Genomic DNA, 23050 nt, shown 5'->3' on the forward strand with positions numbered 1-23050 from the left:
GATTGCTAAATTATTTATTATAACCTCAGTTAGAGATAAAATCTATTCGTAAGAGGGGGTAAAGGACAAAATAAAAAACACCTGACACATGAAACCTGATACCTCCGACTATGAACGTTAAAAATTGTTCAACCCCCACAACTTGCCCTTAGCTGATATTCTCAAACCGAACTTAGGTTAAACGAGGGTTGAGTTACCAATATCGGGAGGAATGTCTTGTAATCTTCCATTGCCAATGGCTTGTATCGCCTCTTTTAAATCTAATTTACCTGTATAAATTGCTTTTCCCACAATAACACCCCGAACACCTAAAGATTCTAAAGAAACTAAACTTAATAAATCTGTTAAAGAACTTATACCACCAGAGGCAATAACAGGAATATCTGTTACCTGTGCTAATTGTTTTAAGGCTTCGATATTAGGACCTACTAATGTGCCGTCTCTACTAATATCTGTATAAATTATAGCGGCGGCTTTGTCAGAAATTCTCTGGGCTAAGTCGGTGGCTTCAACTGTTGATGTTTCTAACCATCCTTTTGTGGCTACTTTGCCGTTACGAGCGTCAATACCTACTGCAATTTTATGAGGGAAAGTATTACACAATTCTTCTACCAATTCTGGTTTTTCCACTGCTACAGTGCCAACAATTGCCCTTTCTACTCCTAAATCGAACAAACGTTCTACGGAAGTGCGATCGCGCAGTCCTCCTCCCACTTGAATGGGGATATTAAGATTTTTAACGATAGTAGAAATAGCATCTAAATTGATGGTTGTTCCTTCTTTTGCTCCATCTAAATCCACGAGGTGTAAACGAGTTGCTCCTAACGACTGCCACTGTAGGGCGATTTCTAAAGGATTTTCACTGAAAACTTGAGATTGTTCATAATCACCTTGATATAATCTAACGCAACGTCCAGCTAATAAATCAATAGCGGGTATAACTTCCATAACTTAATTTATAACTAATTTAAAGAAATTTTATTATACCAGTTGACAGGATGAGAAAATAGGTTTATACTGTTTATCAGTGAAGGTCAATGTACCTAATTAGGGTGTGAGGAAATCAAAGAATAGCTCTTGGGGTCGAAACACGGCAAGACTCCCAAGGGCTTTTCTTTTTGCCAAATCAGAGGTAGGTTTAAAGGGAATACCTCAATTAAATGTGAAAATATTTGATTTGACTAGGTTTGACGGTTTGATTGTCAATAACTGTTTTGATCAAAATTTATCAGCTTTAACTCCTAACTCTGAACTCACATGAATCTATATCCATGACAGATTTAAAAAACAAGAGTACATCTTTGCCTCAATCTTGGTTAATTATTACAGGAAAATGGGTTTGGCATACTCTATGGCGGATTATGATGTCTCAGTTAGCTCCCACTGAAAAACAGGGAAATTATCAACGTCCTTCTAGTCAATTTCGTCATCAGGTCAAATCAGAGGTAAATTATCTTTATCAGCCCGAAAAAGGTCGTTATCGTCTATATGTGGGAATGAGTTGTCCATGGGCGCACCGTACCTTAATCGTTAGAAGTTTGAAGGGTTTAGAGGATGTGATTGATATAGAAATCCTGATTCCTTCCGTTAATCAAGGGGGATGGATTATGGAAACAGAGTCGGAAAATTGTCGAACTCTTGCTCAACTTTATCGACTTTCTCAAAGTAGTTATCGAGGAAGAAATACTGTTCCTGTTTTGTGGGATAAACAAACTAAAACTATTGTTAATAATGAGAGTGCAGATATTATTCTATTGCTTAATTCTGAATTTAATCAGTATGCCAAGAATCCGAATTTGAATCTGTATCCTTCTTCTTTGGTTAGGCAAATAGATCAATGGAATGAGAAAATTTATCATAATGTTAACAATGGGGTTTATCGTTGCGGTTTTGCCCAAACTCAGGAGGCTTATGAGTTAGCCTGTCGCAGTCTGTTTGACACTTTAGCTCAGATTGAAATTCATTTAGCTAGTAATCGTTATCTGTGTGGTGATAGTTTTACTTTAGCAGATGTGCGTTTATTTACTACTTTGATTCGTTTTGATATGGTTTACTATCCTCTATTCAAATGTAGTCTAAATGCGATCGCATCTTACCCACACTTAAGCAGATATGTGGAGGATATAAATAATTTACCAAATATTAAAAACACCTATGATCTCAACGCCATCAAACAAGATTATTATGGAAACCTTTTTCCTTTGAATCCTAGTGGGATTATTCCTTTATAAAACAAGATTTTAGGCAATTAGGAATCAGTAATTAAGAAAAAGGCAAAGGTAAATAACCTCAGTTTGGTTTAAGAATATCCGATAAGGTTAGGTGTCAGGTTGCAGGTTGCAGGTGTTAGGATGATGACCAGATGAGAAGAGAGAATGAGAGGAGGAAGTAAAGGCTTAGGGTTTGGGGTGGTAGGGGTTTTTAGCAAGGGGCTTAAGCCCCTTGTTTAAGTCAGTTCGGGTTAAGGCAATTTTGTCGTTATTTCTAAGAAGCTATAAGGTTAAGGTTTTCTGACTACGAGTTGGGATGCTTTCAGCTTATCCAAAACTCAGATTAATCCTTTTTTTTGATAAAATGATTTCAAAAATAATCGATAAAAATGCAGTTACATTTACTCACTTGGCAAGAAGTAGAAAAATATCTCACCCATTCTAATGGTATTATTATTCCTATTGGTTCAACAGAGCAACATGGGCCAACGGGCTTAATTGGTACAGATGCTATTTGCGCGGAAAAAATAGCTCAGGGAGTGGGAGAAAATACAGGAGCAATTGTTGCCCCAACTATTAATGTGGGTATGGCTTTACATCATACGGCTTTTCCCGGTACTATATCTCTACGTCCAACTACTTTAATACTATATATCCAAGATTATCTTACTTCTTTGTTTAAAGCAGGTTTTAAAAAATTCTTTTTTATTAATGGGCATGGAGGAAACATCGCCACTGTCAAGGCCAGTTTTTCTCAGTTTTATGATCATTTAGATTCGATGAATTTTGCTAATAGTGAACAAGTTAAATGTAAAATTGCTAATTGGTTTATGGGGCGTGAAGTTTATCAACTAGCAAAAAAACTTTATGGAGATGAAGAAGGCTCTCATGCTACCCCTTCAGAAGTAGCTTTAACTCAATTTGTTTATCCTGATACTATTAAAAGCGCACCTTTAGATAAATCCGTTGCCACAGGACATCCTATTTACGGAGCAAAGAACTTTCGAGAATGCTACCCTGATGGTAGAATGGGATCTAATCCTGCTTTGGCTACTCCTGAACACGGTAAACAGTTTTATGAGTTAGCGGTTAAGGAATTGACGGCAAGTTATCAAGACTTTATTTCCATCAATAATTAATAGTAGGGACAAAAAATAGTGTTGGGGTAAGTAGGTTTTAGGTGTTAGTTTATAGCTCATAATTCATCATTAATTTCCCCTCTATCCCCAATCCCATCTTATCCATAATCTAAATATACTGACATTTTATATCAAATGAAATCTTACCTTGCGGCGGCGGTGTGCATGACAAGCACTCCAGATGTAGATCACAATTTGAATCAAGCTGAAGAATTAATCGAATTAGCGGTTAATCAAGGGGCAAAGTTAGTTGGTTTGCCTGAGAATTTCTCTTTTTTAGGAGAAGATAAGGATAAAATCGCTCAGGGAGAAGATATTGCCCAAAGAAGCGAAAAGTTTTTAATTCGCATGGCACAGCGTTTTCAGGTGACGATTCTCGGCGGTGGTTTTCCTACTCCTTTACCGGGGGATAAGTCCAAAGTTCATAATACTGCTCTTTTAATTGATCCTAATGGTTTAGAGTTAGCTCGTTACGAAAAGATACATTTATTTGATGTTAATGTCCCTGATGGCAATAATTATTGTGAGTCTAATACTGTTATGGCGGGAAAGAGTCTGCCTAATGTTTGTGAGGTCAATAATTTAGGTAAGATTGGTTTGTCTATCTGTTATGATGTGCGTTTTCCTGAAGTTTATCGTCATTTATCTCGTCAGGGGGCTGAGGTTATCTTTATTCCTGCGGCATTTACTGCTTATACTGGAAAAGACCATTGGGAAGTTTTAATTCGGGCAAGGGCGATCGAAAATACTGTTTATGTTATTGCTCCTGCTCAAACGGGAAATCATTATGCCCGTCGCTGTACCCATGGCCATAGTATGATTGTAGATCCCTGGGGTTCTATTCTTTCTAGTACTGGCTCTCAAATTGGAGTTGCGATCGCAGAAATTAATCCTCAAAGATTACAAAAGGTAAGACAACAAATGCCTTGTTTACAACATCGAGTATTCGCTTAATTAACGAAGGGTAAGGGGTAAAGGTAATTAAGAAGATATTTCTATCAGGTTATGTCAAAAGAGGACTCCCGTTGCGTGCGACCTGAATTGGTCATTTTGATTACGACACCCTGTCGTTTGGTGATTTCTACCACCAGCCCTCGTGGAAAACACTTTATCACAAAGCGTGGTCACACCCTAGTAAGTAACGAAACAGGTGGAATGCAGACCCCAAATGTAGCCGAAGCTGTTAGGGATTAAACGGTAAGGAGCTAGAGGGAAGATGTAGAAGGATGAACATAGTCTAAGTTGATGATTAAACTGCGTTATAGTCCGAAGAGCTAAATTATCCCTGATAAGCTCTAACCAAAATGGTAAGAGGGTGAACTAAATACTGTTGTGAGATGCCAAAAGCAGTTCCGACAAAGCGGGTTTATATACCTAAATCCAATGGCAAGAAACGTCCTCTCGGCATCCCAACCGTGAGAGATAGAGTCGCACAAGCAATAGTCAAAAACTCACTAGAATCTGAATGGGAAGCCGTATTTGAGCCTAACTGGTATGGATTCAGATGCGGAAGAAGTTGTCATGATGCTATTGAACAATGTTTTCTAAGATTGTGTGATGGTAGAGATACTTGGGTTTTAGACGCTGATATAAAGGGGTTTTTCGATAACATTGCCCATGAATCTATCCTAAAAATGATTGATACTCACCCTAAAAAGGAGTTAATCAAAGGATGGTTAAAAGCAGGATTCATCGATAAAGGTGTCCACAACCCTACCGAAACAGGTACACCTCAAGGAGGAGTCATAAGTCCGTTGTTAGCCAACATTGGTTTACATGGATTAGAGGAACTAAAACAGGGTAAAAACTATTGGGCAAAAGGTAGTAAATACTATCAAGTAGCCACCAACCAAAATTGGAAATGTCCTGTATGTGGTGACAACTTGTTCAATGGAGAAGAAATAGAAACCCATCACATAGTACCTGTAAAAGATGGTGGTGAAGATTCCACTGACAATCTCGTACATTTGCACAAGGCTTGTCATAAACAGGTACACTCGAAATCCAAGTTGAAGGCTTGAAGTAAGGCTTGAGCCGCGTGATTAGAAATAGTCACGCACGGTTCTTAGGGGAGGGGAGAGAGGTGACTCTCGAACCTTACCCGATATTTGACAACAAAAAAACATACCTCAAATCCTTTAGTCCTGACGAAAGGAAGGAACTGGGAGATGAATTTTGACCAACAAAATAAACCTTTAGTCCTTAGTATCAGGGGGTTTTGGTAGCCGTTTACAGTAATCTTGGATAATCTCAGACATACTTACATTTTTACATTTTGCATAGTAAGCAAGTCTTGATTTTTCATCCTTAGTTAACCTTACTCTTAAAGAATATTCTCTAGCCATTGACAGTATCCACAAAAAGTTATACTATAGATAATAGCAGTAACCAGTAATGTGGGCTGACGTAAAACAAAACTGATACTAGCCGTAGGGCATACGGTAGCACAGATAAAAAACTATGTTTAAACTGCTTGTGGACTCGTTCTGACGGGGGTATTATTAGTAATAATGATACCTAGTTAAGAGGGGACTTGAAAGAAGCAAGAATAGCCCGTTACAATCACTGATTTAACGGGTGAGTGTCAATTTCTTTGTGAAATCCAACTCAAATGAAGTTAGGGCGGTTTTGATGAGTTTCTTGTAAGATATTTGTCAGGGCTTCCCAGTTTTCCCCTTCAATGCTTTCAATCAGTAAATCAAGGTTTTGTTGATATTCCCGTAAGGAGTTGATTAATTGTTGACGGTTGTATTGTGCCATCATTAGTCCTAATTCTGGATTGCCTCCCCCTACTCTACTGGTGTCTTTGAATCCTGAACTAGCCAGAGCTTGAGCTAATTTGATGACTTCTGGGGATGATGTATGAGTACAACTATAAATTAAATTGGCACTAATCATCACAGGTAAATGAGAAATCCATGCGACTGCTCGATCATGTAATTCAGGAGTAGATTGATATAGTCGGCAACCAACAGTTTCCCAAATATGACTGACTTTAGTGATGGCTAGGGGAGAGGTTTGTGGTAAAGGGGTTATGACACAGGGGGCATTGTTAAATAAGTTATATTCTGCGGCCTCCACCCCTTGATTAGCTGTACCCGCCATGGGATGACTGGGGACAAAATTTGACCATAGTTTAGTGGCAGGAGATGCGATCGCACCTTTAACAGAACCTACATCAGTAATAATGGTTTCTGGGGATAGATGAGGAATTATGCTCTCTATGGTTCTTAAAATTGCCTCTATGGGGGTACAAACAAAAATTAGGTCTGTTTTGCTCAAAAGCTCTAAATTTTGTCCTGCGGTGGTTACTATTTGTTTTTCTAAAGCGCGATCGCAAGTTTCTTTTTTACGAGAAACCCCAATTACCTCATAGCCTTTAGCGGTTAAATCCAAACCTAACGAACCACCAATTAAGCCTAAACCGATAATACCTATTTTCATTAGTGAATAGTGAATAGTTGATAATTACTCCCTTAAACCTGACACCTGCCACCTGATACCTGCCACCTCTCCCCCCATCACCTTGACACCGGCAACCTATTTTATGACCCCGAACCCTTGTACGGGCGAATGGCCATTCGCCCCTAACTAACTCCTAACTTCTACTCATTACCTAAGCTAATCCCACTAATTGTTTACTCAAATCCCACATGAGTACACCCTTATCTGTATCACTCGCCTCATCGGAAATTTCTTGTGCAAAGGATTTACGGCCTTCTTTTTGACGATTACCCCAACTCCAATAAACACCCGATTGATTATACTCTGGATCGGCGACAACCATAGCAACTCTTTCTCCTGCCAATTCTTCAGAAACATAACCCCCTGTGATATTTTTTTGGAAAAGAGGGAAGATTTTTTGGAATAAAGAATAGTGATTGCGGAAAAGGGCAGTAGTTGCCACACAGCCGGGATATAAAGCAGAGAAAGTGATACCAGTGGATTGGTGATAACGGCGATGCAATTCTCTCATGGTGAGCATATTGCAAAGTTTACTATCTTTATAGGCTTTGCCTGATTTGAATTTTTTGCCGTCAATCATGCTAATAGGTGGTTTAAATCCTTGTTTGAAGCCATCAAGATTACCTAAATCTGGAGGTGCAGGAATAGGAATTTTACCGCCCAACTCTTTAGGATTAGCGGTTACAGTGCCTAAAATGACTAAACGGGGTTCAGGATTGCCAGATTTTTGCAAATCTTCTAGCATTAAATTACAAAGAAGAAAATGTCCTAAATGATTAGTCGCAACGCTAATTTCGTAGCCATCCTTATTGCGCAAAGGTTCTTTTAAAAGAGGATAGTAAACCGCAGCATTGCAAACTAAGGCATCTAATTTTCTACCTGTTGCCCTAAAATCTTGCACAAATTTACGCACACTGTCAAAATCGGCTAAATCAATATGAATAATTTGATAGTCACCAGATTTTATACCTACTTCGTTAGCGGCTTTTAGGGTTTTATCAATATTACGACAAGCCATAATTACAAACCAGCCTTTTTGTGTTAAGGCTCTAGCGGCTTGTAAGCCAACCCCTGATGATGCACCAGTGACAATTACTGTGGGTTTATTATCTGTAGTCATTTCTCTTTATTAAGATTTGTATTTAATCATTGTTATAATTCACGTTATTTTAATGATCTCATACAAATATCTTTTCAATTTCTAAGTTTTTTTAAGTAAGTTTTCATTTAATTAACTATTGTTTTATTCTTTTATGAGCTAGTTCCCTTTTCTCTACCACCACAAAACAATTTTAAGGTGTGAGCGCAAGTAAAGGAGATAATTTACCAATTTGTTCATTACCTGTGACACTGAGGTCACTATGACATAGAAAAATCTTTTCTTCTGCTCTAGCTAATAAATCTTTAACAATTCGTCTAATTAAAATATCTTCTGACTCTCTTGGCATTGTTTGAGCATTTTTTTCTATAGGTTGTAAAAATGCTTCATAAGCAAATAATCCTAAACCTTGACTCCAAAAACGTGAACCTGTATCCATCCAAAATTGCCAACGATGGCGACAACGATGCGATCGATATTGATATATAGTTGAAATTAATAGTCCTCCTTCTAAAGAAGAAAAATTATCTTCTGAGTCATCACTATTGTTTTGATTATATTCAAGTAAGGGATTTGCTGTGATTGTACCTTTTCTTATTAATGTTAAAAATTGGCTAACAATTTCATTAATAGTTAAATTACCCAATTTATATTGAATTTCCCAGAAATGTTGTGCGGTTTCTATAAACTCTTTTAAATTAGTAATTTGATTATATTGAAGTTCATTAAGATTGGGAAAAAATAGCTGAATAATTTTGTCTATTATAGCAATTAAATGGTTGTTTCCTTCGCTAATTTCAGCTTTGATATTTTCTATTAAGGCTAATATCTCTTGATAACTTTCCCTACTTTGATAGCTGAGACGATCCCAACGGGAAAAATTAGTGTAATCTAAGAGAAAAGGATTATTTACATCAGGAACATAACAACTATCAACTAATAAATTTGCCCTAACTAAATCTATTTTTTCTTTAGACAAAATTACTAACATTTCTGGTAATAAATCTTTTCTTACTAACCTCCCTTGATGTGAATAAACTAAAGTTAAAATACTTAAAATACTGCGAATAATTGCCGAACTAACTAAAGGTCTTTTTTCCCTTAAAAATTGAATTGCTACTCCATTTTGATTGGTAAAAATATCTTGAAAAGTATATCGAGCTATTTCATCTAAGCCCGGGGCAATAATCGCTATATCTTGAGGTTTTATTTTATTTTCTTGAATAGATTTGATAATAAAATTACAAGTTTGAGAAAGCAACTCCGCCCTTGATTCTGTGATGATACTACTTATATTTGCTAAAGTTTCTATATCTTCAAAGTCTCCATTTATTAGTTTTAAAATTGGTTTTTCTAGGTTATTTTTTAAATATTGATTATCCTTATTTTCTAAAACTTGATGGTTACATAAAGGTAATATTTTCTCTTTAATATATTCTGGATCTGCATTTAATCCTAATCGAACTTTTCCTGTTTCATTGTAGGTAAAAACAGAGGTGATATTATTATCAATAAATCTTTGACAAAGTTGTGTAATTATAGAAGGAAAATCATCAATATCATCGATAAATAAACCCTTATATTGATTTAATAAATACTGTTCATATTCCCCAGAAGGCAATAAATATAATGCGTAAAGCTCATAAATTAAACCGTAGTTTAAAAATCCTTTTTCTAAACACCAATTGCGCCATTTTTGGATTAATTCTCCGAGCAAATTAGTAATGGATTTATTACCTATAGTCTGGAAAAAATCTGAATTTTGTAATGAGTCAGGTATTTTCTCAAAAGGTATTCCTGCCGCCCCTGCTAATTGTGTTAAATCTAAAATTCTGCGAACGCAAGTATATTCATTACCAAAAATGCTAATTAATTCGGAGGTAATATCTTTTTGCCATAGTTGAGTTGCTAATTCTTGTTCAGTTTCAGGGCGTAGTCTAATGGGTATTTTTGCTTTTATATCTAGTTTTTCGCAAATAAGGGGATAGAATAGGTTAACATCTTCCATTATTAATCCCAGAGGGGTTCTTATTTTTCCTAGATACCCTTGAGCGTTAAGTTTAAGGATTTCTCGAAGTAGATTTTCTCTTGCTTGATGATTGATAACGAGAATAAGGGGTTTATGGGGGAGAGGATATATTTGCATCCATTGATAAATTGATTGGGCTAAATAACGAGTTTTACCACAACAACTTTCTCCTGTTATCCAAAGGGGTTTGTTTCCTTTATTCATTGACTCAAATATAATCAATCTCTGTTAGTCTCACTTAATTAATTCTAGTGATGTGTTTTAAAATAGTATCTAGTTTTGGGTTAATTCCACTGCTAAAATCGTTAAATTCCGATTGAACAAGACTTAGTTTATCTTCGAGATAGTCAATTTCTTCTTGACATCCTCCCTAGTATCTTCCAAACGTTCAACTCGCCTATTAAGACTTCTTAATTTGCGGGATATTTCATAATCTTTGTCGTTTGGCTCTTTATTTTCTGTCATATCCAAACATTATTATCTATAAATTCCCTAACATCCCAATACCTTATAACCACTTTTGTATTTTACAAAGATATACTGACGGGGGTTCGACTGGTTTTGACCTCGTATTGAGGTTGTTTGAATAGAGATATTCCTGTCATTTCTTCTGGTTTGGGTAGTTGCAATATATCGAGAATAGTGGGTGCAATATCTGCTAATTTACCATTTTCTCTTAATTGTACGTTGCCACCGTGACCGGGTATTTTTCTTTTTTCTCCTTCAATTAAAATCAAGGGTACTAAATTGGTGGTGTGAGCAGTCCAAGGATTACCGTCTTCATCTTTCATATATTCGGCATTACCATGATCTGCTGTAATGATTACTGTGCCTCCTGCTTGGTTGATAGTTTTGATTAATTTACCCAAACATGAGTCAACGGTTTCGATCGCATCTATAGCGGCCTCTAAATTGCCTGTATGTCCCACCATATCGGGGTTTGCATAGTTCATGACGATTAAAGAATAAATGCCCTTATTGACAGCATTACAAGCGACTTGGGTAACTTCTACCGCAGACATAGCCGGTGCTTTATCGTAGGTTGTCACCATAGGACTAGAAATTAATTCCCTGTCTTCTCCTTCGAGGGGTTGTTCTAATCCACCATTGAAAAAGTAGGTAACATGGGGATATTTTTCTGTTTCGGCGGTACGAAATTGTTTTAATCCAGCTTCGGCGATAACTTCTCCGAGAATATTGGTTAGTTTTTGAGGTTCAAAGGCAACTTTAACAGGCAAATTGGGGTCATATTGGGTAAAAGTTGCAAAATGGAGGTTTTCGATTAATTCTCTTTCAAAACCGTCAAAATTCGGCATTGTGAAGGCATGACAAATCTGACGGGCGCGATCAGGTCTAAAATTGAAGAATATAATACCATCTCCTGATTCTACTGCCCCTTTACTGATACGAGTGGGTTCGATAAATTCGTCGGTAATGTCTTGACTGTAAGAATCTTTTAATACTTGTACTGGTGTTCTACCATCCCCTTCACCATCTATCGTATATAAATCATAGGCTTTTTGTACTCTATCCCAACGGCGATCGCGATCCATGGCATAATAACGTCCGCAAACGGTGACAATTTTACCTAAACCGATTTTGTGGATATGTTCTTCAACCGCCTGAATATAGTTAACTCCTTCGGTGGTATTGGTATCTCTACCATCAGTGATAATGTGAACACAAACCTCATTGACACCCTGTAATTTTGCTAAATCCAGTAAGCCAATTAAATGCTCAATGTGAGAATGAACACCTCCATCAGAGCATAAACCCATCAGGTGTAATTTACCCTCAGACTGATTTACTTGTTGACAAATTTCTTCTAATACAGGGTTTTGAAAAATTGAGCCATCTTCCACTGCATCAGAAATGCGTACTAATTCCTGTGGAACAACCCTCCCCGCCCCTAAATTCAAATGTCCTACTTCTGAATTGCCCATCTGTCCATGGGGTAATCCAACGGCCTTACCAGAAGCACTGATTAAAGTATTGGGATAAACTTCTAATAGACTATCCATTACAGGAGTTTTCGCAAGTGCGATCGCATTATCTTTTTTTTCAGGACGATAACCCCAACCATCAAGAATGACTAGCACAACGGGAGCTATTGGTGCTTGATTCATTGTCATAATTTAACCAATTAATATAAATTGTAAAAATAGTTGCAATTTGATCTTAACACTGATATTTTGTCGCCGTAACAACAGTTTTTTAACTTTACTTGACATTCAGTTATACTTTATCAGTATATATTTTGTGCATTTTGTTACAGTTTTTTAAGTTAGATCACTATTGCGTTAACAAAAGAACACCATAGCAAATATTAAGAAAATATTAAAGAGTTCGGAAAGAGGTGGCAGGTTTCAGGTTTCGGGTTGCAGGTGTTTGGGGGAGAGAGAGAAGTGAGGGCTTAGGGTATTGGGGTGTTAGGGAGAAACAAGTAATGAGTAATGACGATGAGAGTTAGGAGTTTTTAATTCTTAATTCTTCCTTTGCTCATTGCCTATTGCCTGTTCCCTTATCTTAATTGCTAATTACTAAATTACTAATTATTATCTGACATCATTAAGGTAAAATCATCATTGTTCACTGTGATATACCTTTGGATTGATTAACCAACGTGAAAATTTCTGTTTATTATACTCCCGAGTCAACTCCAGAAAATGAAATTCCTGATTGTGCTGTGGTGATTGATGTACTAAGGGCAACTACGACCATTGTTACGGCGTTAAATAATGGTGCAAAATCTGTTAAAGCCTACAGTGATTTAGATTTGTTGACCAAAGAAAGTAATTTATTGCCTCCTGAATCTCGCTTAAGATTGGGAGAAAGAGGGGGAAAAAAGGTTGATTTTTGCGATTTGGGTAATTCCCCTCTTGATTGTACTGTGGAAACAGTGAGCGGAAAACAGTTATTTATTAGCACAACCAATGGTACTCGTTCTTTACAAAGAGTTCAAGAGGCAAAAACTGTCATTGCTGGAGCGATGATTAATTATCAAGCAGTGGTGGATTATTTGCAAGAGAAACAACCCGAAACTCTTTGGTTATTGGGTTCAGGTTGGGAGGGAGGCTATTCTTTAGAAGATACCGTCTGTGCAGGTGCGATCGCATCTTTGTTGGTGGATACTGGTAAACCTGATATGATTGGTAATGATGAGGTAATTGCTTCTATTGCCTTATATCAACAATGGCAAGATAAACTGTTAGATTTATTTAAGTTGTCTAGTCATGGACAAAGATTATTGAGACTAGCCTTAGATGATGATTTGAAATATTGCTCTCAGAAAAATATCACTGATACTTTACCAATACAAACTTCATTGGGATTAGTTTCACTTAGTAATTAGTCATTGTTTTTTACCTGAAACCTAATTAATTCATTATTCATTCTCAATTCTACATTTTGTACAAAATTATGTCTAAAGTTAAAACCATTGCCAAAATTGCTCAACTCTTAGCCTCTGAGTTAGAAATCAAAAAATTTGACATCTATGGTTCAAGTGTAGATCAAACCAGTGTCCAAGTGTTTCAGGGTGAGCCAAAACAGGTAAAAGCCTCTCAGAAATCAAGTGTTATCGTCAGAGTATGGAATGAAAAAGAACAAATTGGCGTGACATCTACTACTGATGTGGACGAGGTAGGAATTGAATTGGCTTTGAAAACTGCTTTAGAAGCCAGTTATTTCGGGGTGACAGATTATGTCCCCGATTTTAGCCCTTCTGCTACCGCTAGTTTACCTGAAGTTCATCGAGAATTAGGTAGTCAAACCCCTGCTTCTGATTTAATTGAAAAGTTAATTACTTTAGAAACAGATTTATTAAATGCCCATGATGCGATCGCATCTGTACCTTATAATGGTTTAGGAGAACAAGCCATAGAACGCTTTTACCTTAACAGTGATGGAGCATTAAGAGAAGAAAATCGCACCTTTACCTCTCTATATCTCTACGCCAAAACTGAACAGGAGAATAAAAAACCTAGAAGCGGAGGAGCGTATAAAGTTGCCAATAGTCTCGAAAAATTGGACATTGAGGGTTGCTTTCAAGAAACCGTTGAGAAAACCCTGAGTCATTTAGACTATCAACCGATTAAATCGGGCAAATATCGAGTTGTCTTTTCTCCAGAAGCCTTTTTAAGTCTTTTAGGTGCATTCAGTAATCTTTACAATGCTCAAAATATTCTCGATAAACAAAGTCTTTCCACACCCGAATCTTTAGGAAAACAAATCGCATCTCCTCTGATTTCTATTAATGATAATCCGTTACATGAAGGAAATGTAAGCGGTGAAACTTTTGATGGTGAAGGCACACCCACCCGTAATTTATCCATTATTGATAAAGGAGTTTTGGTTAATTTTCTTCATAGCAGTGTGACAGCAAAAAGAATGAATGCTCAACCCACAGGTCATGCTAGTATTGGGGCAAAAGTGAGTATTAGCCCTAATTATTATCATGTTTTTCGTGGTCAGTCCCCCACTACTGAATATAGTTTAGCTGAGGCAGAAAATGTTATTTTAATTGATGATGTTCAAGCCTTACACGCTGGAGTTAATGCTTTACAAGGTTCATTCTCTCTACCTTTTGATGGTTGGCTAGTTAACAAAGGAGAAAAAGTTAGTATCGAAGCGGCTACCGTTGCAGGAGATTTTCTCGATTTATTAAAGTCTATTATTTTTGTGGAATCCGAAGCGGAAGTTACTCCCAGTGGTGTTTGTCCCCGTATTTGGGTTGATTCTTTATCTATTACAGGTCAGTAATTTAATTAGCAAGGGGCAAAGGGAAAGGGGCAAAGGGCAAAGGTGAATAGTTAATAATTAAAAATTAAAAATTAAGAATTAAGAATTAAGAATTAAAAACTCTGAATACTTATTACTTTCTCCTGAAACCTGAAACCCTGTAGGGGCGAATGGCCATTCGCCCCTACTTCTCCCTCTCCCCTCATCTCCCCATCCCCCCATCTCCCCATCCCCCCATCTCCCCATCCCCCCATCCCTCAACACCCGCAACCTGAAACCTGAAACCTATTTTATAACTCCGAATCTCGAAAGTAATTTATGATTAAAGCGATTTTAACTGATATAGAAGGCACCACAAGTTCTATTAGTTTTGTTCATGATGTTTTGTTTCCCTATGCTTATGAAAAAATGGGAGATTTTTTATCTCAACATTGGCATGATGAAACAGTAAAAAATGCTGTCGGAGAAGTGGCAAAAATAGAAAATTTAGATAGCTATACTCCTTCTCAAATTACCTCTATTTTACAAGATTGGATAAAGTGCGATCGCAAACTTACTCCCCTAAAAGATTTACAAGGAATTATTTGGGAAACTGGTTATAAAAATCAGGATTTTTGTTCTCATATTTATGAAGATGCTTATGAAAAACTAAAATTATGGCACAGTCAAAATATTCCCATTTATATTTATTCCTCCGGTTCAATTCATGCCCAAAAACTTTTTTTTGCTCACACTCAATATGGTGATTTATCATACTTATTTTCTGGTTTCTTTGATACTAACATTGGCAATAAAAAAGAACCTAATTCTTATGAAAAAATTAGTCAATCTATCGGCTTAAACCCAAATTACATTATTTTTCTATCTGATGTTGAAGCTGAAGTCAATAGTGCCTCTCAAGTGCAAATGAAAACGGTTTTAGTTGCACGAGATTTACAGACATTTAATCAATTAAATATAGAGCAACAAACTTCTCATCAATTAGTTAAATCTTTTGCTGAAATAAACATTGAAAATAACAATAAATAAAACAAAAAAACTATTGACAAAATGGAGTGTTATTGCTATACTGGAAGTATAAGTAAATAAGCCACCTTTTCTTGACCCGTAGCGGTCGGGGAGGGGTGGCTTGTGTCTTTGTTTTTTAATCCCATTTGATTTATTTCTTTGAGATGAATTATTATAAGAAATTATTAAGAATCAAAAATTCTCAATGGCATTTGGAGATCAAATATACGTCTGGCGTAATTTTCACAATTTAGAAGGGGTTTATCAACATCATGGTATTGATATTGGTGATGGTAGTGTGATTCACTATCGTAAACCCTCAGAAATTGTTGAGCAAACTTCCTGGGATACTTTTAGTCGTGCTAATCCTGTTTATGTGCGTGAATATCCTCAAGGTTTTACTTTTATTCCTGAAGTGGTGGTAAAACGTGCTTTTAGCCGTTTGGGAGAAAATAAATATAATCTTATGTTCAATAATTGTGAACATTTTGCTACTTGGTGTAAAACAGGGGTTAGTGAAAGTCAACAGGTGAAAGACTTTATTCCTACTATTAATCGATTAGATACTTTTAATTTATTTGAACCATTAAAAAATGCGTTTCAGGGCAGTAATGATATTAATAATTCTCAGCATTTACTCGAAGATGCTTTAGGTAAAATTAGGGTAGTTTGGGAACAAATTCAACCCCAATATCGGGAAGCACTAACAGAAATTGACACATGGCAACAAGTTGCTGTGAAGGCTTTACAGAATAATAGGGAAGATTTAGCAAGAGAGGCTTTAACGAAGAAAAAAAGTTATGAAAAAAAAGCTAAGCAGTTAGAAACTGAATTGGAAAAACTAGCGATAATGACAGAAAATTTACTGAAGAATAAAAACATTATTTGATCTTAGACTGGAAAAAAAGTACCATGAAAATGACTATTATTTGCTAGTTATGACAGATTAATAGAAAATAATCCTTTATTGCCTATTGCCTATTCCCTATCCTAACCAACAATTTACAGACTCAAAATAATAGAACAAAAAAGTTAAGATATTGTCTGAAGAATAATTATAGATACACTTATAACTACCACACTGTAACAAGCAATCCAATCAGATATTTTTATATTCTGCTCATGGCGATTTTTTCGCTGAGAATTGTAACCGTAACCTCTTAATATCATGGCCTGATAAACTAGCTTGGATTCATCATAACTTCTTACTAATAAACTACCTATTAACTGAGACATAATTCTTAAATTACGACTACTGAATTGATGAAAATTAAATCCCTTCAATTTTAATGCTCTGCGCATACTCAAGATGCGATCGCCCATTTGTTCTAAATAGCGGTATGTTAATAACATCATATCACTGATGATAGGAGAAAGTCCTAAAGATCTTAAAGTCTTAAGTATAGTTAAAAAGGGAGAAGTACCCAATAAAACCAATGTAGTTGTGATGATGCACAAAAAACGAGTAATTACTAATAAAATTAACAAGCAACCCTCTTGTTTTATCGAGAAAAATCCCCACGAAAAAATCGTTGTTTCTCCCACTAAAAAAGGTAATAAAAAAATAACTGCTAAAATAAAAATTCCGGGGTAGCGAAGACGAGAAATTAAATATTTTATAGGAAGTTTAGAAAGAGAATAAAGAATAACCGTAATGAAAATAATAACAGGCAAAAAAGATAAACGCTGAATAAAAGCAAAACAAAAAATTAAACTTAGTAAAGCTATTAATTTTGGTTTAGATTGCCAACGATGAATAAGAGAGTCTAAATAAACATACTCATCTAATGATAATTTCATAATTAAAGATTGCAATGGATATAGAGAGAAAATACTGCTTTTACCATTGACATCTATTTCCTCTCTATGTTTTCTACACTATTTATACTATGACAATTAACATTAACTTAATAAGTATTTTCCTTCAGAATCAGGGCTTTCTACTTTTGGTAAACCCATACTGTAATTTAATACTCTTGAGTCCAAATTATAGCTAATTTCCCCTTTATTCAATAAACCACGAATAAAATGCTCTAAATCTGAGCCAATACGACGTAAATTATAATCATTCAAATCCTCTCCACTATAACTTTCTACTAAGTCATCAAATTTACGGTAAACTTTTTGTAAAGTCATTTCTTCCCAATTAAATTCATTATCAGGGTCAACATCGAGAGTTAAAACTTGTTCAGAGGGGATTAACTCATTATTTTGAATTTCTGCCGCATAAATTCTAATGTGACGAGTAGTAGATTTTATTAACATAGTATGACTTTATGATTTAATCATTGCTTTTGCATTTTATTTTGCCACAAAACACCATCAAAATATCTTTAATTATTGGTCAATTTTAGTCAACACATCTAAAATCTGTTTTTTTTGTTCCTCATCATAACCCCATCGGCTCAAAAACTCTTGATAAACACCTTCTTTTTCTTTTATCGTATTTATTAACAAGATAATTTTTTCCTTGGTTTCTGGTAAAGATAATTCGTTAATCAAATTTAAACTTCTTTGGGTAACTTTAAAGGAACTTTCTGCCATGTCAGGGTTATTATTTCTTGTATGGGTTAACCTCATTCCCGTTGACATAGCTACATTTTTAACTAATAATTCACTGACAATTTGAGGAGAGGTTTTTAGTCCATTTATAATACCCGGAGACGGGTTATCAACCACAGAATTATCGCTAGTTAAATAAGTAACAAATAAACCTCTTGCTCCATTTTCCGTAGCTACTAAAGAAGAGATAACTTTCTCTTTTTCCGCCTCCGATAATTGGCTTATCTGCTCAATAAATCTTTCTGTAAGTGCGATCGCATCTTCAAAAGAAATATTTTTATCAGCGATTAAGTTACTATTCATAAATTCATATTTATTTGAACAATTTACCAACACAAAAAATCACCCAAAAGGGCAATTAAAAAAATAAGGAAAGAAAAAATTAAACCCAAAAATTAATGCTTTTCGTGAAAACGAATACCAAGAAAAATATCATATAAGAAACTGCCAAAATTTTTGCCCTTTAATAAATCCAAAGATTGATCACAACCCTTTGCATCCAACAAAGACTTAGTCGCATAGTAAGCAGATTCATACTTATACCAAGGAATAGAAGGCCAAAGATGATGAATTAAATGATAATTTTGTCCAAAGATAAGAAAATTTAGAACTCTACCCGGATATACTCTAGCATTTTTCCAGCGATCGCGCTCTTTAAAAGGACGATGAGGTAAATAATCAAAAAATAAACCTAAAGCGATACCTACCACTAAAGCAGGTACAAACCAAAAATTCATTACATAACCGATAAAACCATAGTGAATTCCTAAGAAAACCACTGTAAACAAAAACAAACGACTTAAAAACCATTCTAAAAGCTCATATTTCTTCCATAATCTTCTTCTAAAAAAGAAAATCTCATGATAAAAAAATCTAGCCGCAATCATCCATAAAGGCCCCCCCGTTGACACAAAATGATCAGGATCATTTTCAGGATCATTAACATGAGCATGATGTTGTAAATGAACCCTTGTAAACACAGGAAATGCAAAGCCTAGCATCAAAGCACTACCGTGACCCAAAATAGAATTAATAATACGATTGCTGTGGGCGCTGTTATGAGAAGCATCATGGATCACAGTACCAGAAATGTGCAAAGCTAAAACATTAGCAGTAAAACAAAGCCAGTCAGGAAAACTCCAGAGAAAATAACCAGAGGTAGAAACAGTAATCAAAGAGAGGGCTATTATAAACATGAATACATTGGGATTAAATCCACCCGGTGCTTTCAAATATTCTCTTGGGACCGATGTCAATACAGGTGAAACCGACTGCATTGGTATATTTTGCTCCTTGCGTGAAATTAATGATTATCTTGTGGTAGTTTACAATATTTTGCCCATTTAGGTAAAGATTTGTAAATTTGAACTATGATCATATCCACAATTTCCCTATCTCCACACTAGACGATATTGCATCGCAATAAAAATATTTAATAAATAAAACAAGTAAAATAAATTTTAATACTTTTAAGTCCAATTTCTACTGTTTTTCCTCCTTTTTAGTTCCTTTATGACTAAAACCATCAGGTAAATTGATGATAAAGACAAGATCTGGGTCAAACACATCCTCAATCACTTATTGACAAAGAAGTCAAATAAAAGTTATGATGAAAAATTGTGAGTTTTAAAGCAATCAATCTCCATGTCTATCAACGCAAATGCGATAATCCAGTCTATTGAGGCGGAATATCTAAAAGATAAAGACAGTATCCCCACCATTCACGTCGGCGACACTATTAAAGTTGGTGTCCGCATTCAAGAAGGTGGAAAAGAAAGGGTACAGCCTTTTGAAGGTACAGTGATCGCAATGCGTCACGGCGGTATAAATAAAACTATCACCGTTAGACGTATTTTTCAGGGAGTAGGAGTAGAAAGAGTATTCTTAATCCATTCCCCCATCGTTGCTAATATCCAAGTTCTCCGCCGAGGTAAAGTGCGTCGTGCTAAACTTTATTACCTCAGAGACAGAGTTGGTAAAGCAACCCGTATTAAGCAACGTTTTGACCGTCCTATTGACACTGTTAAAACAACCAAAAGTAAAAAGAAAAAATAGTCTTCTATTTCTCTCGCAAACCCTAACTACTTAACCGTAGTCTTTTACCAACTACTATAATTGTTAGCCTAAAATACAGGGTTTAAGCCTTGACAAAAGTTAACAAGATTGTTATAGTAATATGATATACGTCCTTAGTTCAGTGGTAGAACGTCGGTCTCCAAAACCGAATGTCAGGGGTTCAAATCCTCTAGGACGTGTTGGGACAGACCTATAAGAATGGTTAAGTGATTATATAATAAGTACTTGTTAGTGGTGTCTTAAAATAAGTCGCTACAAACAGAAGTTAACTAATGAGGGAATAATCGTGACTAATAAAGATACCGTAAAAACGAAAAACGCAAATTCCAACGAAGCTCAAGGAAAAGAAATCATCTCCAGCGGTTTTGTCGAAGAAACAAAGCAAGAATTAGCTAAGGTGGTTTGGCCTTCTCGACAACAGTTATTAAGCGAGTCAGTGGCTGTCATCTTAATGGTTACAGTAGTTGCAACTCTAATTTATTTAATGGATAAATTATTTGGCTGGTTGGCTGGGAAGGTGTTTTAATGAACAATTTCCCTGAACAAGAACAACAAGCAGAAGAAACCCAAACTAAAGCAGTGGGTAAACCCCGTTGGTATGTAGTTCAGGTAGCCTCTGGTTGTGAAAAAAAAGTCAAAACTGACCTCGAACAGAGGACTAATAGCTTTGATTTGGGCGATCGCGTCTTACAAATTAGAATACCTCAATCACCGACCGTAAAAGTCAAAAAAGATGGTAGTCGTATTCACGGAGCAGAAAAAGTCTTACCCGGCTATGTGTTGGTTGAGATGATTCTCGATGATGATGCGTGGCAGATGGTGAAAAATACCCCCAATGTCATTAACTTTGTAGGGGCAGAACAACGTCGTGCCGTAGGCAGAGGAAGAGGTCATGTCAAACCCTTACCCTTATCACCTTCAGAAGTAGCCCGTATCTTCAAAGAATCCGAAGAAGCTGAACCCGTCTTAAAAATCGATATGCAAGTGGGAGATAAAATCCTCGTGCTATCAGGACCATTTAAAGACTTTGCAGGGGAGGTTATTGAAGTTAGTACCGAGAGAAACAAGCTCAAGGCACTATTATCCATTTTTGGACGTGATACCCCCGTAGAATTGGAATTTAACCAAGTAGAAAAACAAGGATAAATAAAAGGAAACTTGAATAATGGCGAAGAAAGTCGTTGCACTGATTAAATTGGCTTTACCCGCAGGTAAGGCTAACCCCGCACCTCCAGTAGGTCCTGCGTTGGGTCAACATGGTGTTAACATCATGGCATTCTGTAAAGAGTATAATGCGAAAACCTCCAATCAACCCGGGATGATCATTCCTGTGGAAATCTCAGTGTTTGAGGATCGCAGTTTTACCTTTATTCTCAAAACCCCTCCAGCTTCGGTTTTAATCAAAAAAGCCGCAGGAATTGAAAAAGGATCAAAAGAACCCAACCGTGCTAAAGTAGCCCAAATTACCAAGGCTCAGTTAGAAGAAATAGCGCAAACCAAAATGCAGGATTTGAACGCTAATGACATTGATGCGGCAATGAAAATTATCGCAGGTACAGCTCGTAACATGGGCGTTACCGTTGTTGATTAATTCGAGAAATAACTTTCCATCGAAGCTTGTGAATTGATGGTGGTTTAACTGCTAAAAGATTTTCGCAATCTGGGGAGAGGTTTTTACTTCGTTAGTTTACCCAAGGAGATACATTACACCAATGAGTAAGAAATTAAGTCGAAGATTTAAAGAAGCCTTAGCCAAAGTTGAGGCTAAAGCCTACGAGCCTTTAGAGGCATTACAACTGTTAAAAGAAACCGCAACGGCAAAATTTGATGAAACTGCCGAAGTACATATCCGTTTAGGAATTGATCCTAAATATACTGATCAACAATTAAGAACTACTGTTAGCTTACCCAAAGGTACAGGACAAACTGTTCGAGTTGCAGTTATTACCAGAGGGGAAAAAGTAAAAGAAGCCAGTGAAGGTGGTGCAGATTTAGTTGGTGACGAAGATTTAATCGATGAAATCCAAAAAGGAATGATGGATTTTGACGTCTTAATCGCTACCCCTGACATGATGCCCAAAATTGCTAAATTAGGTCGTGTTTTAGGTCCTAAAGGCTTGATGCCTTCTCCCAAGGGTGGTACTGTTACCACCGATTTAGTGGGTGCTATTAACGAATTTAAAGCAGGTAAATTAGAATTCAGAGCCGATCGCAGTGGTATTGTTCACGTAATGTTCGGGAAAGCATCTTTCTCTGCTAATGACTTGTTGACCAACCTCAAGGCGATTCAAGAAACCGTTGATCGCAATCGTCCTTCTGGCGCGAAAGGTCGTTACTGGCGTACCATGTTCGTTTCTTCTTCTATGGGACCTTCCATTGAGGTGGACATCAACAGTTTAAGAGACATGAAAACAGCTTAATTAATTAGGAATTTAGGGTTAGGAGTTTAGAGTTTGTATAAATAATAAGTAATAAGTAATTATTGTTAAAATTTGACCATATTTACATGGGTTTCAGGCCCCGCTCTTTGGGCAGTGGAGCGTCAAAATAAAAAGGCTAATATATAGCTTTTCCCATGTTTATAAGGCATACATACCAATTATAAATACTTTTCCCTGTTTCCCTTAAAACGGAAGACACAAAGGGGTATAGAGGGTTTTTCCACTTTCTTTGTCACCACTAGACAATTTTATATCTAACTCATATTGCAGTAAAGAAGTTT

At 36.2% G+C, this 23050-nt stretch carries 23 protein-coding genes and 1 tRNA gene; 15 read left to right on the forward strand and 9 right to left on the reverse strand.

Annotated elements, in window-relative coordinates; translation table 11 throughout:
* Nucleotides 1-177: 177 nt before the first annotated feature.
* Nucleotides 178-948 (reverse strand): 1-(5-phosphoribosyl)-5-[(5-phosphoribosylamino)methylideneamino]imidazole-4-carboxamide isomerase, encoded by a 771-nt coding sequence (hisA, locus tag CYAN10605_RS00885; protein WP_015218064.1) that lies wholly within the window; start codon nucleotides 946-948, stop codon nucleotides 178-180.
* A gap of 323 nt (nucleotides 949-1271) precedes the next feature.
* Here hisA and CYAN10605_RS00895 point away from each other — a divergent pair, with 323 nt between their 5' ends.
* The 5 genes from CYAN10605_RS00895 to CYAN10605_RS18305 all read left to right on the forward strand — a co-directional run bounded on the left by CYAN10605_RS00895 (nucleotide 1272) and on the right by CYAN10605_RS18305 (nucleotide 5370).
* Nucleotides 1272-2231 carry a glutathione S-transferase family protein gene (locus tag CYAN10605_RS00895; RefSeq protein WP_015218065.1) on the forward strand — a complete coding sequence of 320 codons (960 nt, stop codon included), beginning with the start codon at nucleotides 1272-1274 and terminating at the stop codon, nucleotides 2229-2231.
* A 368-nt stretch (nucleotides 2232-2599) separates the two neighbouring features.
* Nucleotides 2600-3349 carry a creatininase family protein gene (locus CYAN10605_RS00900; RefSeq protein WP_015218066.1) on the forward strand — a complete coding sequence of 250 codons (750 nt, stop codon included), beginning with the start codon at nucleotides 2600-2602 and terminating at the stop codon, nucleotides 3347-3349.
* 135 nt (nucleotides 3350-3484) lie between these two features.
* Complete coding sequence (locus tag CYAN10605_RS00905; protein WP_015218067.1) at nucleotides 3485-4303, forward strand: carbon-nitrogen hydrolase family protein; 819 nt, start codon at nucleotides 3485-3487, stop codon at nucleotides 4301-4303.
* A gap of 96 nt (nucleotides 4304-4399) precedes the next feature.
* Nucleotides 4400-4543, forward strand: a complete 144-nt coding sequence (locus CYAN10605_RS18735) for a hypothetical protein (protein ID WP_190275007.1) — start codon at nucleotides 4400-4402, stop codon at nucleotides 4541-4543.
* Between the two features lie 143 nt (nucleotides 4544-4686).
* The gene (locus CYAN10605_RS18305) at nucleotides 4687-5370 is read left to right on the forward strand and encodes a group II intron reverse transcriptase (protein ID WP_241212790.1); all 684 of its coding nucleotides are present in this window, start codon (nucleotides 4687-4689) and stop codon (nucleotides 5368-5370) included.
* Nucleotides 5371-5956: 586 nt separating this feature from the next.
* Here the strand turns inward: CYAN10605_RS18305 and CYAN10605_RS00920 are convergent.
* The 4 genes from CYAN10605_RS00920 to gpmI form a co-directional block, all read right to left on the reverse strand.
* A complete protein-coding gene (locus CYAN10605_RS00920; RefSeq protein ID WP_015218070.1) occupies nucleotides 5957-6793 on the reverse strand; it encodes a prephenate/arogenate dehydrogenase in 837 nt (278 codons plus the stop codon).
* 172 nt (nucleotides 6794-6965) lie between these two features.
* A complete protein-coding gene (locus CYAN10605_RS00925; RefSeq protein ID WP_015218071.1) occupies nucleotides 6966-7934 on the reverse strand; it encodes a protochlorophyllide reductase in 969 nt (322 codons plus the stop codon).
* Between the two features lie 172 nt (nucleotides 7935-8106).
* Entirely contained in the window at nucleotides 8107-10146 is a 2040-nt protein-coding gene (locus CYAN10605_RS00930; protein WP_015218072.1) for a PD-(D/E)XK nuclease family protein, read from the reverse strand.
* A 323-nt stretch (nucleotides 10147-10469) separates the two neighbouring features.
* Nucleotides 10470-12068 (reverse strand): 2,3-bisphosphoglycerate-independent phosphoglycerate mutase, encoded by a 1599-nt coding sequence (gene gpmI / locus CYAN10605_RS00935; RefSeq protein WP_041922393.1) that lies wholly within the window; start codon nucleotides 12066-12068, stop codon nucleotides 10470-10472.
* 497 nt (nucleotides 12069-12565) lie between these two features.
* Between gpmI and CYAN10605_RS00940 the strand changes: the two genes are divergently transcribed.
* The 4 genes from CYAN10605_RS00940 to CYAN10605_RS00955 all read left to right on the forward strand — a co-directional run bounded on the left by CYAN10605_RS00940 (nucleotide 12566) and on the right by CYAN10605_RS00955 (nucleotide 16579).
* Complete coding sequence (locus CYAN10605_RS00940) at nucleotides 12566-13294, forward strand: 2-phosphosulfolactate phosphatase family protein (RefSeq protein WP_015218074.1); 729 nt, start codon at nucleotides 12566-12568, stop codon at nucleotides 13292-13294.
* 68 nt (nucleotides 13295-13362) lie between these two features.
* Nucleotides 13363-14703: a TldD/PmbA family protein gene (locus CYAN10605_RS00945; protein ID WP_015218075.1), complete on the forward strand. Its 1341-nt coding sequence runs from the start codon at nucleotides 13363-13365 to the stop codon at nucleotides 14701-14703.
* Between the two features lie 297 nt (nucleotides 14704-15000).
* On the forward strand, nucleotides 15001-15711 hold the full coding sequence (gene mtnC / locus CYAN10605_RS00950; RefSeq protein ID WP_015218076.1) for an acireductone synthase: 711 nt from the start codon (nucleotides 15001-15003) through the stop codon (nucleotides 15709-15711).
* Nucleotides 15712-15895: 184 nt separating this feature from the next.
* Entirely contained in the window at nucleotides 15896-16579 is a 684-nt protein-coding gene (locus CYAN10605_RS00955; protein ID WP_015218077.1) for a lecithin retinol acyltransferase family protein, read from the forward strand.
* 143 nt (nucleotides 16580-16722) lie between these two features.
* On the opposite strand, the gene cbiQ is transcribed toward CYAN10605_RS00955, so the two are convergent.
* From cbiQ to crtR, 4 genes are all read right to left on the reverse strand, one after another.
* Nucleotides 16723-17490, reverse strand: coding sequence for a cobalt ECF transporter T component CbiQ (gene cbiQ / locus CYAN10605_RS00960; RefSeq protein WP_015218078.1), 768 nt, complete (start codon nucleotides 17488-17490; stop codon nucleotides 16723-16725).
* Between the two features lie 102 nt (nucleotides 17491-17592).
* Complete coding sequence (locus tag CYAN10605_RS00965) at nucleotides 17593-17955, reverse strand: NAD(P)H-quinone oxidoreductase subunit M (RefSeq protein WP_015218079.1); 363 nt, start codon at nucleotides 17953-17955, stop codon at nucleotides 17593-17595.
* A gap of 72 nt (nucleotides 17956-18027) precedes the next feature.
* Nucleotides 18028-18555: a sll1618 family protein gene (locus CYAN10605_RS00970; RefSeq protein ID WP_015218080.1), complete on the reverse strand. Its 528-nt coding sequence runs from the start codon at nucleotides 18553-18555 to the stop codon at nucleotides 18028-18030.
* Nucleotides 18556-18647: 92 nt separating this feature from the next.
* A complete protein-coding gene (gene crtR, locus CYAN10605_RS00975) occupies nucleotides 18648-19529 on the reverse strand; it encodes a beta-carotene hydroxylase (RefSeq protein ID WP_015218081.1) in 882 nt (293 codons plus the stop codon).
* 373 nt (nucleotides 19530-19902) lie between these two features.
* On the opposite strand from crtR, the gene rplS reads away from it, so the two are divergent.
* The 6 genes from rplS to rplA all read left to right on the forward strand — a co-directional run bounded on the left by rplS (nucleotide 19903) and on the right by rplA (nucleotide 22748).
* The gene (gene rplS / locus CYAN10605_RS00980) at nucleotides 19903-20307 is read left to right on the forward strand and encodes a 50S ribosomal protein L19 (protein ID WP_041922587.1); all 405 of its coding nucleotides are present in this window, start codon (nucleotides 19903-19905) and stop codon (nucleotides 20305-20307) included.
* A gap of 128 nt (nucleotides 20308-20435) precedes the next feature.
* Nucleotides 20436-20507 (forward strand) — tRNA-Trp (locus tag CYAN10605_RS00985).
* 170 nt (nucleotides 20508-20677) lie between these two features.
* Nucleotides 20678-20854, forward strand: a complete 177-nt coding sequence (gene secE, locus CYAN10605_RS00990) for a preprotein translocase subunit SecE (protein WP_051018172.1) — start codon at nucleotides 20678-20680, stop codon at nucleotides 20852-20854.
* Entirely contained in the window at nucleotides 20854-21474 is a 621-nt protein-coding gene (nusG, locus tag CYAN10605_RS00995; RefSeq protein ID WP_015218084.1) for a transcription termination/antitermination protein NusG, read from the forward strand. Before secE ends, nusG begins: the two co-directional genes overlap by 1 nt.
* Before the next feature lie 19 nt (nucleotides 21475-21493).
* On the forward strand, nucleotides 21494-21919 hold the full coding sequence (gene rplK, locus CYAN10605_RS01000; RefSeq protein WP_015218085.1) for a 50S ribosomal protein L11: 426 nt from the start codon (nucleotides 21494-21496) through the stop codon (nucleotides 21917-21919).
* A 121-nt stretch (nucleotides 21920-22040) separates the two neighbouring features.
* Nucleotides 22041-22748 carry a 50S ribosomal protein L1 gene (gene rplA / locus CYAN10605_RS01005; RefSeq protein ID WP_015218086.1) on the forward strand — a complete coding sequence of 236 codons (708 nt, stop codon included), beginning with the start codon at nucleotides 22041-22043 and terminating at the stop codon, nucleotides 22746-22748.
* Nucleotides 22749-23050: the final 302 nt, after the last annotated feature.

This window comes from Cyanobacterium aponinum PCC 10605 (assembly GCF_000317675.1).
GTDB lineage: Bacteria > Cyanobacteriota > Cyanobacteriia > Cyanobacteriales > Cyanobacteriaceae > PCC-10605.